The 12,874-nt window shown below is 72.0% G+C and carries 14 protein-coding genes; 5 read left to right on the forward strand and 9 right to left on the reverse strand.

Features of this window, described 5'->3' with window-relative positions:
- Positions 1 to 12 precede the first annotated feature (12 nt).
- Positions 13 to 1,020 (reverse strand): chemotaxis protein CheB, encoded by a 1,008-nt coding sequence (locus ABT053_RS27465; RefSeq protein ID WP_350972601.1) that lies wholly within the window; start codon positions 1,018 to 1,020, stop codon positions 13 to 15.
- Positions 1,021 to 1,118: 98 nt separating this feature from the next.
- On the opposite strand from ABT053_RS27465, the gene ABT053_RS27470 reads away from it, so the two are divergent.
- From ABT053_RS27470 to ABT053_RS27480, 3 genes are all read left to right on the forward strand, one after another.
- Positions 1,119 to 2,033, forward strand: coding sequence for an STAS domain-containing protein (locus ABT053_RS27470; RefSeq protein ID WP_350972602.1), 915 nt, complete (start codon positions 1,119 to 1,121; stop codon positions 2,031 to 2,033).
- Positions 2,034 to 2,186: 153 nt separating this feature from the next.
- Positions 2,187 to 2,699, forward strand: coding sequence for a hypothetical protein (locus tag ABT053_RS27475; protein ID WP_350972604.1), 513 nt, complete (start codon positions 2,187 to 2,189; stop codon positions 2,697 to 2,699).
- A gap of 118 nt (positions 2,700 to 2,817) precedes the next feature.
- A complete protein-coding gene (locus tag ABT053_RS27480; RefSeq protein WP_350972605.1) occupies positions 2,818 to 3,213 on the forward strand; it encodes a PepSY domain-containing protein in 396 nt (131 codons plus the stop codon).
- On the opposite strand, the gene ABT053_RS27485 is transcribed toward ABT053_RS27480, so the two are convergent.
- Complete coding sequence (locus ABT053_RS27485; protein WP_350972606.1) at positions 3,214 to 3,891, reverse strand: HNH endonuclease family protein; 678 nt, start codon at positions 3,889 to 3,891, stop codon at positions 3,214 to 3,216.
- A gap of 317 nt (positions 3,892 to 4,208) precedes the next feature.
- Here ABT053_RS27485 and ABT053_RS27490 point away from each other — a divergent pair, with 317 nt between their 5' ends.
- The gene (locus tag ABT053_RS27490; RefSeq protein WP_350972608.1) at positions 4,209 to 4,676 is read left to right on the forward strand and encodes a peptidase inhibitor family I36 protein; all 468 of its coding nucleotides are present in this window, start codon (positions 4,209 to 4,211) and stop codon (positions 4,674 to 4,676) included.
- A gap of 124 nt (positions 4,677 to 4,800) precedes the next feature.
- Here ABT053_RS27490 and ABT053_RS27495 read toward each other — a convergent pair whose 3' ends face one another.
- From ABT053_RS27495 to miaA, 4 genes are all read right to left on the reverse strand, one after another.
- Positions 4,801 to 5,559, reverse strand: coding sequence for an SDR family NAD(P)-dependent oxidoreductase (locus tag ABT053_RS27495; RefSeq protein WP_350972610.1), 759 nt, complete (start codon positions 5,557 to 5,559; stop codon positions 4,801 to 4,803).
- Between the two features lie 245 nt (positions 5,560 to 5,804).
- Positions 5,805 to 8,081 carry a tetratricopeptide repeat protein gene (locus ABT053_RS27500; protein ID WP_350972611.1) on the reverse strand — a complete coding sequence of 759 codons (2,277 nt, stop codon included), beginning with the start codon at positions 8,079 to 8,081 and terminating at the stop codon, positions 5,805 to 5,807.
- Positions 8,082 to 8,400: 319 nt separating this feature from the next.
- The gene (dapF, locus tag ABT053_RS27505) at positions 8,401 to 9,207 is read right to left on the reverse strand and encodes a diaminopimelate epimerase (protein WP_350972613.1); all 807 of its coding nucleotides are present in this window, start codon (positions 9,205 to 9,207) and stop codon (positions 8,401 to 8,403) included.
- A 76-nt stretch (positions 9,208 to 9,283) separates the two neighbouring features.
- The gene (miaA, locus tag ABT053_RS27510) at positions 9,284 to 10,189 is read right to left on the reverse strand and encodes a tRNA (adenosine(37)-N6)-dimethylallyltransferase MiaA (RefSeq protein ID WP_350972614.1); all 906 of its coding nucleotides are present in this window, start codon (positions 10,187 to 10,189) and stop codon (positions 9,284 to 9,286) included.
- A 73-nt stretch (positions 10,190 to 10,262) separates the two neighbouring features.
- Here miaA and ABT053_RS27515 point away from each other — a divergent pair, with 73 nt between their 5' ends.
- A complete protein-coding gene (locus ABT053_RS27515) occupies positions 10,263 to 10,562 on the forward strand; it encodes an antitoxin (protein WP_350972616.1) in 300 nt (99 codons plus the stop codon).
- 29 nt (positions 10,563 to 10,591) lie between these two features.
- Here the strand turns inward: ABT053_RS27515 and ABT053_RS27520 are convergent, their stop codons facing one another.
- The 3 genes from ABT053_RS27520 to ABT053_RS27530 form a co-directional block, all read right to left on the reverse strand.
- Positions 10,592 to 11,119 (reverse strand): methylated-DNA--[protein]-cysteine S-methyltransferase, encoded by a 528-nt coding sequence (locus tag ABT053_RS27520; protein ID WP_350972618.1) that lies wholly within the window; start codon positions 11,117 to 11,119, stop codon positions 10,592 to 10,594.
- A 91-nt stretch (positions 11,120 to 11,210) separates the two neighbouring features.
- Positions 11,211 to 11,879 carry a class III extradiol ring-cleavage dioxygenase family protein gene (locus ABT053_RS27525; RefSeq protein ID WP_350972620.1) on the reverse strand — a complete coding sequence of 223 codons (669 nt, stop codon included), beginning with the start codon at positions 11,877 to 11,879 and terminating at the stop codon, positions 11,211 to 11,213.
- Between the two features lie 272 nt (positions 11,880 to 12,151).
- On the reverse strand, positions 12,152 to 12,682 hold the full coding sequence (locus ABT053_RS27530; RefSeq protein ID WP_350972622.1) for a hypothetical protein: 531 nt from the start codon (positions 12,680 to 12,682) through the stop codon (positions 12,152 to 12,154).
- Positions 12,683 to 12,874 lie beyond the last annotated feature (192 nt).

A 12,874-nucleotide genomic window follows, 5' to 3' on the forward strand; every position in this document is an offset into this window, starting at 1 on the left:
CGTCACCGACCGCTACGTGAGAGCAAGGCTGTCACCGCTGCCGTCGATGCGGCTTTGTAGCATTCTCATGGTCTCCAGTGCCTGTCTGGTCTGCTCGGCGTCCTCCAGCAGGCGCCGCGACGAGTGCTTCCTGCCCTGCGCCTCCGCGCGCTCCAGCATCCGCTCCAGCATGCGCAGCCGCTCCTCCAGCCGCAGGGTCGCCGTCCACAGCGCCCGCTCCACGGCCTCGGCCTGGCTCGCGGCCATGCCCTGCGGGGACCAGCCGTGCCCCACCCGGCAGCCGTAGTGGGCCTCGGCCCCGCTTTTCGCCTCGTACACGGGCCCGCCGCACTCCGGGCAACTCAGTCCGGTGAGATCGCCCCCGTACGGGCCGATCTCACCGGATAAAAGATAGAGGGCGATCTCCTTCTCGACGCCCGGATCCTTCACGATCTCGTCCTCGACGGACGTGCGGCTCTGCCGCACGATCCACTCGGCGATCTCCTCCACGGACAGCGCCTCCGCGCTCCGCGCCGCGGCCAGGGCGGCGCGGGGCATCCCGTCGAACGCGCTCGTCCGGGGGTCCTGGACGGCGACCGCGCCGAGATGGCGCTCCACCACGGCGGCCCCCCTCGCCCCGTCGTCGAGCGTGCCGCTCAGCACGACGGCGAGCGTACGGGGACCCGCGTCCAGCGCGGCGCTGAGGAACAGCGGGTCGGCGGCCGGACGGTGGCCGTTGTAGCGGGGGCCGCGCGAGAGCCTGATCTCGCCGTCCTGGATCATCAGGTGGCGGTCCGGGGGTGCCACGTAGACCCGGCCGTGCCGCAGGGACTCGCCGTCTCCCGCGGTGGCGGCCTCCAGCGGCCCGGCCCTGTCGAGGATTCCCGCGAGAGAGCTCCCCGCCCGGGGGGGCAGGTGCAGCACCACCAGGACGGCGGCGGCGAGATCGCCGGGCAGCAGCGCGAGCAGGGCGCGCAGAGCCTCCACGCCACCGGCCGAAGCCGCGACGACCACCACATCACGCCCGCTGGAACCTGCCACATTTAGCTTCTATCCCGTCAGGACCCATTCATACTGGGGAACCGTAGGATTGTCGGCGGGGCCTCTTAAGACCCTTGAAGGGTATGGCCAATATGGATATGTCGGTGTATGTCATTCACCAATACGGTGATACGGCTCTAGTGGCCGTTATGGGCGAGATAGACGCTTTCAACTACCGGCTGCTGGAGTCGGAGCTGGAGTCACTCATGCTCGGCGGCACGCGACACATCCTCGTGGACGCCGGAGAGCTGCTCTTCTGCGACGTCAGCGGGGCCCGGGCGCTGGAGCGGGTTCACGAGAGCCTCCGCGCTGCCGGAGGAGAGCTGTTCGTCGTCCCCTCCCCGACCGTGGTCCGGCTGTTCACCGTCCTCTGGGGAGCGCAGGAGCCCGAGCACCCCGGCCTGGTCGACACCTTCGGCGTGGACGACCTCCCCGAGGTCCCCCCGCTCCCCCGGCGGCACTCCCCGGTCCTGCGGCGCATCGGCGGCGGGCGCCGCGCCCGCCGGGACACCGTCGGGCGCGCCGGGCCCCTCGGCCCGCGGAAGCCCTCCCCGCAGCCCACCACCGTCCCCCTCCCGGAGAGCACGACGCCCCAGGAAAGCACCGTCCCCCTCATGGAGAGCACGACGCCTTTGGAGCGCACGGTCCCGCTCCCGGAGAGCGCGGCGTCCCGGGAGCGCCCCGTCCCCCTCGCGGAGAGCACGACGACGCCCCGGCCCTCGCGGGACACGGGACACCCGCCCGCCGAGCGCGCGGCGCACCCGGCGCTGGAGCGGGCCGCGCGCCTGAGGCGGGAGGCGGCGGCACGCCTGGAGATACTCCACCTGCAGACGCAGACGACCTGCGCGGCGCTGGCCGAGATCCACAACCGGATGGCCGCCCTCCAGGCCGGGCTGGACGTCCACATCGCGATGCGGGCCGCGGTGAGGCTGGCCTGCGGCGACCATCTCAACCCGGCGAAGGCGGATCGGGCGCGCGAGCTCAGCGCCTCGTTCCCCGCCGGGTCCGGCTGAGTCACACCGCGCCCGGGTCGCCGAACGGATGATCAGGCGCCCTCACGATTACCCGCGCCCGTGGCGGAAAGCATGATGTCATGACTTTTCCGCTCCTCGAAGGGAGCGGAATTCCGCCGAGCCGCCTCAGCGGTTCCACGAAGGGCAGGCCACATGGCCCGCGATCCCGAGACCCATGACAGCCCGGACGCCCGCGACGAACCGCAGGACGAGCGCCAGGAGGCCCGCAAGGAGCGCGCTCGAGAGCGGATCACCCGGGCCGGCGAGCGAGCCGGGCAGGCCGCGGAGCGCAGGCACGAACTCGCCCACGGCGGGACCGCCCCGGCATCGCCCGGATCCCCGTCGTCCCCCACGCCTCCGGCGCCACTCCTGTCGCGCGCCGAACGGACGGACCGGGCCGACGCCCATCTGGGAAAGGCCCGCCTGCGGGCCGACGAGGCCAGGGAGCGCGCGGTGACCGGATACCGGTCGGCGGCCCAGGCCCACCGGAACGCGGCCGCGAGCCACGACCGGGCCGCGGCGGCGGGAAGCGGGGACGCGGAGACCCACCGGCTCCAGGCGCTGACGCATCGCCGCCAGGCCGCCGCCGACGAGCACCGGGCGTCCATGGCCGAACGGGCGGGCCCCGATCTCCGGAAAGACGGCCCCGGACAAGCCGGCCCCTGATGCGGCCCGCCGGAAACAGCGGCCGGAAACGCGCCCGGAATCCGAGGACGGGCCGGACTCCCCTTTGGTTAACGATCCCTTAGCGTGCCCCTAGCAAAATCTCCGCAAATCTTGGGACATGACACGAATTACCAGGATTACCGTCGGAACCCTCGCCACCGCCGCCCTCCTAATCGGCGGAGGCGGCATCGCCCTCGCCGCACAGCCGGACAGGACGGCGATCACCGCCACCGCCACCGCCACCGCCGCCGGCACGACCGGCGCGACCGTGACCGGCACCGCCCGCACGGCCGCCGCACCGGTCACCACCTCGGCGGCCATCTCCTCCCGCAAGGCCGTGCAGATCGCCAAGAAGCGCGTCCCCGGCGCGCGCGTGAGCAAGGTCGAGCGCGAGTGGGAGCACGGCCAGCGAGCCTGGAAGGTCGAGCTGCACAAGGGCGCCTGGGAGTACGACGTCTACGTGTCGGCGAGGACCGGAAAGATCATCAAGCTGAAGCGCGACTACGACGACTGATCAACAGGACTTGAGAACGGACTCCATGGCGTCCTTCTCACCGGACGTCACCCACAGGCCGTACTTGACCTTCACCTTGATCTGACGCTCGACGTAGGGGCACCGGTAGGCGCGGCGCGGCGGCAGCCAGGTCGCCGCGTCTCCGGCGCCCTTCTGGCTGTTCAGCGGCCCGTCCACGGCGAGCAGGTTCAGCGGGTCGTTGGCGAGTTCCTTCCGCTTCGAGGCGGACCACTGCTGGGCGCCCTTCTGCCAGGCGTCGGCGAGCGCGATCACGTGGTCGATCTGCACCGCCATGCTGGTCCGCGTCCCGCGCTCGAACTTGATGGTCTTGCCGCTGTACGGGTCCTCGAGAATTCCGGACTGTACGACGCAGCCGTCCTCGCCCTTCTTGAAGACCTCTTCCTTCAGGTCGCGAATGAGAATGTCGTTGCGGGTGTCACAGCCGTTCTTGTCGACGTCCGACCACGCGGCACCGAATTCGTCGCGGTCGAATCCGGTCATCGAGGCGCGGCCCTTGACCTCGAGTTTCCCCAGGTCCTTGAGCGCCTCGGACGCGGACTGCCCCCCGCCGGAGGACTGCGTCCCGTCGTCCACACTCCCGCCGGGCACCGGGCCGCAGCCCGCCACCGTGAACGCGATCGTCGCGACGACCACACCTCGTACCAGCGCAGCCCGCACCCTGCCACCTCTCACGCGCGTCACTCTCTGAAGCGGCAAATTACCCCAGATACCGTCCTCAATCTTAAAAGCCTCAAGCAGTCTTTGGGGGAACGCGAGAATTTCCGGCCTATCAATCCGCGCCTTAACGACATCTCTCGCGTGACCTGCACAAAGGCCCCGACAGACGCGCCGCCCGGAGAGGAGGGACACGGCTCTCCCGAAAAGCGCGCCCTCGAATATTCACGCAACGCGACTATCGACTACGCAAAGTGGCGGTGTTCTAATGACCAGGAGCGCTCACACCCCGTGAGTCATTCGCTACGGAGAGGATTCGCATGAGACGGATCTCATCGCGTCGTCCCCACCTCGCACGGACCGTGACCGGGCTGGCCGGTGCCGCGGCCACCCTGCTCCTCGCCTCCGGATCCGGTTCCGCCGCGGCCTCCGCCGCCCCGGCGGCCAAGCTGCGGGCCCCCGCCCCGCCCTCGCGGGTGGTCCGGCTCGACCCCGGCGTCGAATGCACCTTCAACACCCTCTGCCTCTACCGCGACTACGGCTTCAACGGGCCCGGATACAGCATCCCCGCGGGCTACCCGACCGATCTGAACGACGTGCCGCTGCCGGGCGGCGCGGGCGGCACCTCCACCGCCGCGAACAACGTCTCGTCGTGGGTCAACAACACCGGCTACTCCGTCCTGCTGATCGACTACGCGGGCACGGAGCGCACACTGCCCCCCTACCACTCGCTGGAGGAGTCGCTGGAGACCGACGACACCGTCGACGCCGTCGACTGGCTCCCCTGACGTAGCCGGCCCCTCCCGCCTTCTCCCCTTCTCTGCTTTTCCCCTTCTCCCCGCGCGGCCGCTCGCCCGGACCCCGGGGAGGAGGCCCCCACGACCGCCCGGCCGGGTGAACGGCCCTCCGGGGTCAGGTGACCAGGATCCCGCCGTCGACCGGGATCACCGCTCCGGTGACGTACGAGGCCGCGTCCGAGGCGAGGAAGATCGCGGCGGCGACGAGCTCGGCCGGATCGCCGGGGCGCTTCATCAGCACCCGGTGCTCAAGGTGCCAGGCCAGATAGCCCTCGGCGTACTGCTCGGTCATCTCCGAGGCGAAGAAACCCGGCTCGACGCAGTTGACCCGGATGCCGCGCCGCCCCGTCCACTGCTGGGCGAGATCGCGCGTGAGGCCGACGACCCCCGCCTTGGAGGCGCTGTAGGCGGCCTGCGGCAGCCCGGCGGTCGTCTCGCCCAGGATGCTCCCGACGTTGACGATCGAGGAGCCCGGCCGCATGAGCCTGGCGCAGGCCTGCGCCATCCAGTACGTGCCGTGCAGGTTGACGTCCACGACCTGCCGGAACTGCTCGGGCGTCTCCTTCAGCGCCGGGACCGCCGAGCCCACCCCCGCGTTGTTGATCAGGATGTCCACCGCGCCCAGCTCGGCCACCGCCGCCTCGGCCAGCGCCTGGCAGTCCTCCGGCCTGGTTACGTCGGTGACGAGGGCCACGCATCGCCTGCCGGTCTCCTCGACCAGGGCGCGGGTCTCCTCCAGGCGGTCCTTCCTGCGGGCGCCGATCACGATGTCCGCGCCCGCCTCGGCGAGGCCCCTCGCGAACGCGACCCCCAGCCCCGAGGACGCGCCGGTGACGATCGCGACCTTGCCGTCCAGCCGGAATCGTTCCAGCATCCGGATCCTCCTTCGTCCGCCCAATACGCCGAAGGAAATTCTAGTGACCACGACGAGAATCGCCCGTGAGGGGTCTCCTCACGGGCGACACGACATGCTGTGCGCTTGGCGATCCGAACAGTCCGAACGTTCGGGGAGTTCCGGAGGCGGTCCGGCCACCCCTCACGGCTCCCGGGGAGCGGACGACGCCACGGGCCGCCGGACGCGGCCGTGGCGGATCGTCCTCCGTGCCCCCGCAGGCGCCCCTACAGGCCGTACTCCTTGGTGATCCTCTCGTGCCGCTCCACCTCGACGTCGACGGCCTTGGCCAGGTCGAGCCAGGCCAGCGGGTGCACCCAGCGCTCGGTGGCGTCGTCCAGGAGCGCGTCGAGCTCGACCGGGCTGACGTCCGGCGGGACCGCGATCCAGCCGAACACGCCGGGCAGCGGCTCACCGGAGGTCGGGTGGTTCACCGTGTAGTTGTCGTCGCTGTAGACCCACATCGGCCAGCCGCGCTCGGCCATGACGTCGTTGAACTCCGTCCAGTCGGTCTGACTGGGAGCGGCGCCGTCGAAGAACCAGCTGGTGTAACCACCCGGGCGGAGCATGCTGACCGCGGCGAAGGGCGGGACGAAGTTCTCCTGCTCCTCGGCGCTCTCCGGGATCGGCTCGAGCAGCTGCGGCTCGAAGACGACCAGGTCACCCGCGTTGTACTCCATGCCGGGAGGCTGGGGGATGGCCAGGCGCGCCGTCGCGGGGCCGGTGCGCACGCTCAGGACCTGGCGCTGGCTGCCGTCGGGGGCGGGAAGGATGATGCGCACCAGGCCCATCTCCTCCTCGATCGGCCCCTCGCTCGACTGCAGCGGCATCCCGATCTTGGCGGCGCCCAGGCGTACGGTCTCCCAGTCCTCGGCGGCCGTCGCCATCACGACCATCCGCCAGACGTCCTGCTGCTCGATCTCCCCGGAGTCGAGGAGGTCGCGCAGGATGCCCGCGCCCTTGGCGTTGTCGCCGAGCTGCTGCACCGCGGCCGACCACAGGCGGGCCGCCTCGATGCCCGCGCCCGCGGTGGCCGCCGCCTCTCCCTCGGCCGCCGCCTGCTCCCAGCGTTCCCGCGCGGTGTACAGGCGGCCCAGGGCGAGGTGGCGCTGCCCGGCGGGCAGCCGCTCGGCCACCTGCTCCAGGCGCTCGTCCTGGCGGGCCTCGATCAGCAGGCCGCTGAGGTACGACACGTCCTGCGGGTCGGCGTTCTCGATGTCGCCGGACTCGACCAGCATGGTCCAGTAGATGTCGGCGCCCCTGGCCGGGTAGCCCAGGAAGCCCAGCGTGGTGGTGTGGCGCCGGGTGGCCTCCACGTCACGGCCGGACAGCGGGGTCAGCCAGCCCACCCAGCGCTCCGGGTCGGCGTTGAAGCCGTCGGCGGCGTCGAAGGCGCCGACCAGCTCGGCCTCGGGACCCGGAGCCGGAAGCGCGGTGGCCTCGTCGGCGGCGGCGCGCAGCTCGGCGATCCGCTTGGCGACGTCACCGGGGTTCCTGAGCTCACCGGCCGCCGACTCGGCCAGGTCGGCCAGCAGGCGCGCCTGCCAGAGTCCCTGACGTCCGACCGCCAGGTGCCCGGCGACGAGCGCCAGCTCGACCCTGGCGCGGTAGCCGCCCATCATGGCGAAGTAGTCGATCCACTGCTTGAGCACCCGGCCCAGCTGCCAGGTGTTGGTGATCTGCGCCGTTCCGGCGAGCGCGCGGATGGCGTGCGACCACTCCACCCAGACGCGGGGGTGGTCGCCCACCACGTCGAGGTCGGGCAGGGCGTCGACGGACTCCTGCACCCGGTCGAGGGTGGCGAGCACGAGCGCGTGGAGCACTCCCTCGCGGTGCTCCTTGGCCACCGGGTCGTCGGGCTTGAAACCGGTCGCGGCGTCGAGCGCGGTGAGCGCGTCCTCGGCGCGTCCGGCGGCCAGCAGCGCGCGGGCCGAGGCGGCCCCCAGCTCCCAGCTCGCCTCGCGGCCCGCGCCGCCCAGCGCCGCCACCGCGGTCTCGGCGTGCGCGATGGCCTCGTCGACACGGCCCGCGTCGACCAGCGCCGCGACGTAGTGCTCGGCGACGGAGGCGAAGGCCAGCGAGTCGGGCTCGACGTCCAGCGCCGAGAGCGCGGCCAGCCGCTCGGCGGCGTAACCGGGACCGTCGGCGTTCGCCTGCGCGATGGCGAGCGCCACGACGGCACCGGGCACGGCCGGGCACTCCCGCACGTCCTCCCGCCTGGTGAACTCCACCAGCGTCTCGGCGTCGGCGATCGCGACCGTCCCCTGCGCGCGGTCGCCGACGCGGCCGATCAGGTGCCAGTAGCGGGCGTAGAACTCCAGCCAGGGCAGCCGCAGGTTCTCCGCCTGCTGCGCGATGGCGGGCGCGAGCACGTCGAGCTGCGCGTATCGGCCTTCCAGCGCCTGCGCGGGCACGTCTCCGATCGCCATAGCCAGACCGGTGTTACCTGCTTCGTGCAGTTGCCGCTGGGTGTCGCCCACCCAGGCCCAGATGTCCACGTCCATGAGACGTCAGTCTGCCAGGTCGGCGAGCATGCCCCAAACGGCTTGACGATCCCGTGCAACCCCGAGGCCTCACGGTATGGCCCCGCGCACGTGCGCACGAGCCCGATCCCACCGGCCGCGAGGCCCCCGGCGACAGCACGGGGGTCATGGAAGATTCACCCGTACGCCCCGGAGCGTGACCTCGGTGGACACGACCCGGTGGTCACGACTCAGCGGGCACGACTCCCTGGAACATGACCCGGCGGGCACGCCCAGGTGACATGACATGCCCGCGGCGACACCGCGCGGGTCACGGAGGACCCGAGGTCCCGCGTACGGCTCAGAGTGTGAGCTCGCCGGACGCGACCAGGACGGCGGGACCCGCGAGGTAGCTGGTGTGCTCGTCGAGGGTGACGGTGACGGTGCCGCCGAGCACCTCCACCGCCCAGGTGCCGCTGGTCTCACCGGCCAGCCGCGCGGCCGCCACGGCCGAGGCGACCGCGCCGGTGCCGCAGGACCTGGTCTCGCCCGAGCCGCGCTCGAAGACCCGCATGACGACCCGGCGCGGGCCCACCGGGTTGAGCAGCTCGATGTTGACCCCGGAGGGGAACACCTCGGGGTCGAACGCGGGCTGGTGGCTCAGGTCGAGCTGGGCCACCGGGTCGCCGATGACGCAGGCCAGGTGGGGGTTGCCCACGTTGACGTGGAGACCTCCGTACTCGTGACCCGCGACCGTCGTGTTGCTCTCCCCCAGCACCCGGGGCGGGCCCATGTCGACGGTCACGTCGCCCGTCTCCGCGAGCCGCACCCGCTTGACGCCTCCCCTGGTCGCGACGCCGAACTCCCCCGGCGCGGCGAGACCCGTGTCGACCAGGTAGCGGGCGAAGAGCCGCACCCCGTTGCCGCACATCTCGGCGATGCCGCCGTCGGCGTTGCGGTAGTCCATGAACCACTCGGCCTCTCCGGCCTGGCCGGACACCTCCGGGCTGAGCTTCGTCCGCGTCACGCGCAGCACGCCGTCCGCGCCGATCCCCGCGCGGCGGTCGCACAACGCCGTCACGAGCGTCGCGGGCAACTCCAGCTCACCGTCCGGGTCGGGGAGGATGACGAAGTCGTTCTCGGTGCTGTGTCCCTTCGCGAATCGCATGCGGCCAACTCTATCCAGGCACGCGCCCTCCCCCGCCGCCCCGCCCCCCGGCCCGGCTGCGGTCTGGCTGCGGCGGTCAGCCGCGGATCGCGGCGAGGGCGCGGCCCAGGAGGTCCGGTTCGCGCTGGGGGAGCCAGATCACCCGGGGGTCGCGGCGGAACCACGACTCCTGGCGGCGGACGAACCTGCGCGTCGCCCGTACCGTCTCCTGCTTCGCCTCCTCCTCGGTGCACTCGCCGCCGAGGAAGCGCAGCACCTGCGCGTACCCGAGGGCGCGGCTGGCCGTACGGCCTCCGGCGAGCCCGCGCGCGGCCAGCTCCCCGACCTCCTCCACCAGCCCGGCCCGCCACATGCGCTCGACCCGGGCCTCGATCCGGGCGTCCAGCACGTCCCTGGGCACCTCCACCCCCAGCTGGACGCTGTCGTAGACGGCGTCGTACGACGGCATCGTGGCCGAGAACGGCCGTCCGGAGATCTCGATGACCTCCAGGGCCCGGACGATCCTGCGCCCGTTGCCCGGGAGGATGGTCCCGGCGGCCTTCGGGTCGCGCTCGCGGAGCCGCTCGTACAAGGGGCCGGGGCCGCTCAGGTCGAGCTCGGCCTCCAGCCGGGCGCGGACCTCCGGGTCGGTGCCGGGGAACTCCAGGTCGTCCAGGGCGGCCCGCACGTACAGCCCCGACCCGCCCACCAGGATCGGCGCGATCTCCTTGGCCCGCAGGCCGTCGATGATCGGCCGGACCAGCGACTGGTACTCGGCCACGCTGGCCGCCCTGGTCACGTCCCAGATGTCCAGCAGGTGGTGGGGCACCCCCCGGCGCTCCGCCACGGAGAGTTTCGCCGTCCCGATGTCCATTCCTTGGTAAAGCTGCATGGAGTCGGTGTTGATCACCTCGCCCCCCAGTTCGAGGGCGAGATCCACGGCCAGGTCGGATTTTCCGGCCGCGGTCGGGCCGACGACGGCGATGACGGGTAGCTGAGGCACGGGGTAAGTCTGCCAACTCCCCGGGTATGGATGAGAGGCGATGCGTCCTCGCATCGGAATTGGGGGATTCACCATGTCGATCCTCGACAAGGTCAAGCACATGCTGGGCGGCAACGCCAAGACCGAAGAACTCGCCAAGCAGGGCATCGACAAGGCGGAACAGATCGCCAAGGAGAGACTGGGCGGGAAGCACGCCCGGACCATCGACACCGCCGCGCAGAAGGCCAGGGAGATGGCCGACAAGATCGACGAGCCGGACACCACGCCCCCGGGCACGACACCCGCGCCCGGCCGCGCCACGCCTCCCGGGCGGGGCGACACCGCGCCCGGCCCCGGCCAGCCCGGCACCACGCCGCCGCCCTACGGGCCGTAAACAGGCGGCGGGGCCGGCTCCGGTCCTGGTCAGTCCCAGTCGAGCATCGGCTGCAGGTAGCCCTCCAGGGTGAGCAGCCAGCGCTTCGACTCCACGCCGTCGCCACCGCTGAACCCGCCGAGCCCGTTCCCGGCGATCACCCGGTGGCACGGCACGATGACGGGGACCGGGTTGGCTCCCATGATCGATCCGATGGCCCGCGCCGGAACACCCGTCCCGCTGCGGGCCGCCAGCTCCCCGTAGGTCACCACCCTGCCGTACGGGACCGTCTCGTAGAGGGTGCCGAGCACCCTGCGCTGCACCGGTGAGGTCAGCCGCCAGTCGACCGGGACCCCGAAGACTTTCAGCCTGCCCTCGTAGTAGTCGCCCAGCTCGCCGAGCACGGCCGCCGTCCTGGCGGGGTCGTCCGTCTCCTCCAGTCCCAGCCGTTCCAGCAGGCGAGCCTTGAACCGGGACAAATCGCCCCAGCCCACACTCGCCACGCCGTCCTCGGTCACGGCGACGACCATGTCCCCCTGCCGCGTCGGAACGCTCCCGAACGCCACGCTCCCCGCCATCGGCCTCGTGCCTCCTCGTGAAACCCGCCGGACCCACCGCCCCCGGCCCCCGGACACCGTAACCACTCCCGGCGGGGATCGGCTCCCGGGATCACTCCGTCCAGCGGGCGGCGAAGTAGCCGACGCCGTAGGGCGCGTCGTCGTAGAGGATCTCACCGCGCAGGGCGCTCCCGCACCCGCCGAGGACCTGCAGGGCCGCGCGGCCCGCGACCCACAGCTCGGCGGCCTCGCCGGGGTCGAGCTCCGGCACCTCGGCGCGGGCGAGCGCCTCGACGATCATCCTGTCGTACGGTTCCGCGCGCGGGTCCAGGTATCCGGGGGACTTCTCGGTGAGGCAGGCCGAGCCGTCGGCCATGACGAGCATCGCCACGCGACCCGCGCCGGCCGCCAGACGCCCGCCCAGTGCCGCGCACTCCCCCGGAGCCGCGCCGAAGGAGATCGCGTGGAATCCCGAGGCGGTCAGGCGCTCTCCTTCCAGGAGCCAGCGGCCGACCGTCAGGGACAGCGGCAGGACGGGCTCCCCCTCTCCGCTCCGGACGTCGACGCCCCAGGGCGCGAGGCTCCCGGAGGCGTCCGCGCCGTACGCCGCGGTCCGGTCCGCGCCTCCCACCACCACGATCTCGTCGGCCCCGGCGTCGCGCAACGCCCCGGCCGCGGCCGCGCAGGCCGTCCTGAGGTCGTCGAGCTCCGGGGCCGCGCTCCCGGCCAGCTCGGGGACCAGCAGCGGGGGATGCGGGCACACGGCCGCGGCGACAAGCACCTCGCCAGACTAACGGAGCCCTCACCGGCAGAGCCTCGCCAGCACAGCTCTGATGACAGGGGCCCTTTCCAGGAACCGCGTCGCCGTCCCGCGGGCCGTTCCATGACGAGAACGACCGCATGGGACAACGTCCGCAGGGGGTAGGGGAACACGGCGGGGCACGGTGACGATCTCACCGTGCCCCGCGTGCCGATCATGTCCGGTTCATGTCCGGTGGGCCGCGGTCGTGCGGCTCCCCGGGATCGGGTCAGTAACCGCTTCCCGGGATCGGGTCAGTAACCGCCGATGGGCCCCTGGGGCTCCACGTATCCGGCGGGGTCGTCGGCGCCGGAGTCCTGCGGCCGCTTCGACGGTTTGTTCTTCGAGGGGTTACCGGCGGCCGACTCGGCCCCGGGCTCGCTCCCGTCCGCCCCGCCGGTGCCGCTGCCGGCACCGGAGCCGGTGCCGGTGCCTGTGTCGCCGCCTCCGGCGGGCGTGTCGTCGGCTCCGGAGGCCGCGTCCGCCCCCTCCTCCGGCTCCTGTTCCTTGGCCTGCGGCGGGCTCCGGTCCGGCGCGGGCTCCTGGGACGCCTCCTGGGCGGTGTCCGGTGCCGGTGGCACCAGGGGGTCGTCGCCCCCGGCGTTCATGAAGGCGAAGACGGCGCCTCCGCCCACGACGGCGGCGGCGAGGACGGAGAAGACGGCTATGGCCAGGCCGCTCATCCGCTGGGGCTTGCGCTTGCGGGGCTTCTTGGGCTCGTCGGCGGGGCCGGCGAGGATCTCTGGTTCTCCGGGACTGCCCGGAGATGGCGGAGGGACGTGCATGAGGAAAAACTCCCTGCGGCTCTCGGGGGGAAACCTCCACGGCTTCCGAGGGTGCCGAACCACAGTAGCCACAGCAGGGAAATGCTCGCACATCAATCACAGGCGAATCACGAAATATCCTCTTTTCGGGAACCCGTGATGACGCCGTACACATACCCCCTGGCAGAGACGTCGGCGCACCGGAATCCCCGT

The sequence above is a fragment of the Streptosporangium sp. NPDC002524 genome, from assembly GCF_040295985.1.
In the GTDB taxonomy this organism is placed as follows: Bacteria; Actinomycetota; Actinomycetes; order Streptosporangiales; family Streptosporangiaceae; genus Streptosporangium.

Coding starts and splice junctions, on each gene's coding strand:
- ABT053_RS27520 (WP_350972618.1), bottom strand. CDS start 11,119: ATGGCGGGGAGCGTGGCGTTCGGGAGCGTTCCGACGCGGCAGGGGGAC.
- ABT053_RS27470 (WP_350972602.1), top strand. CDS start 1,119: ATGTCGGTGTATGTCATTCACCAATACGGTGATACGGCTCTAGTGGCC.
- ABT053_RS27480 (WP_350972605.1), top strand. CDS start 2,818: ATGACACGAATTACCAGGATTACCGTCGGAACCCTCGCCACCGCCGCC.
- ABT053_RS27500 (WP_350972611.1), bottom strand. CDS start 8,081: ATGGACGTGGACATCTGGGCCTGGGTGGGCGACACCCAGCGGCAACTG.
- ABT053_RS27515 (WP_350972616.1), top strand. CDS start 10,263: ATGTCGATCCTCGACAAGGTCAAGCACATGCTGGGCGGCAACGCCAAG.
- ABT053_RS27495 (WP_350972610.1), bottom strand. CDS start 5,559: ATGCTGGAACGATTCCGGCTGGACGGCAAGGTCGCGATCGTCACCGGC.
- dapF (WP_350972613.1), bottom strand. CDS start 9,207: ATGCGATTCGCGAAGGGACACAGCACCGAGAACGACTTCGTCATCCTC.
- ABT053_RS27475 (WP_350972604.1), top strand. CDS start 2,187: ATGGCCCGCGATCCCGAGACCCATGACAGCCCGGACGCCCGCGACGAA.
- ABT053_RS27490 (WP_350972608.1), top strand. CDS start 4,209: ATGAGACGGATCTCATCGCGTCGTCCCCACCTCGCACGGACCGTGACC.
- ABT053_RS27530 (WP_350972622.1), bottom strand. CDS start 12,682: ATGCACGTCCCTCCGCCATCTCCGGGCAGTCCCGGAGAACCAGAGATC.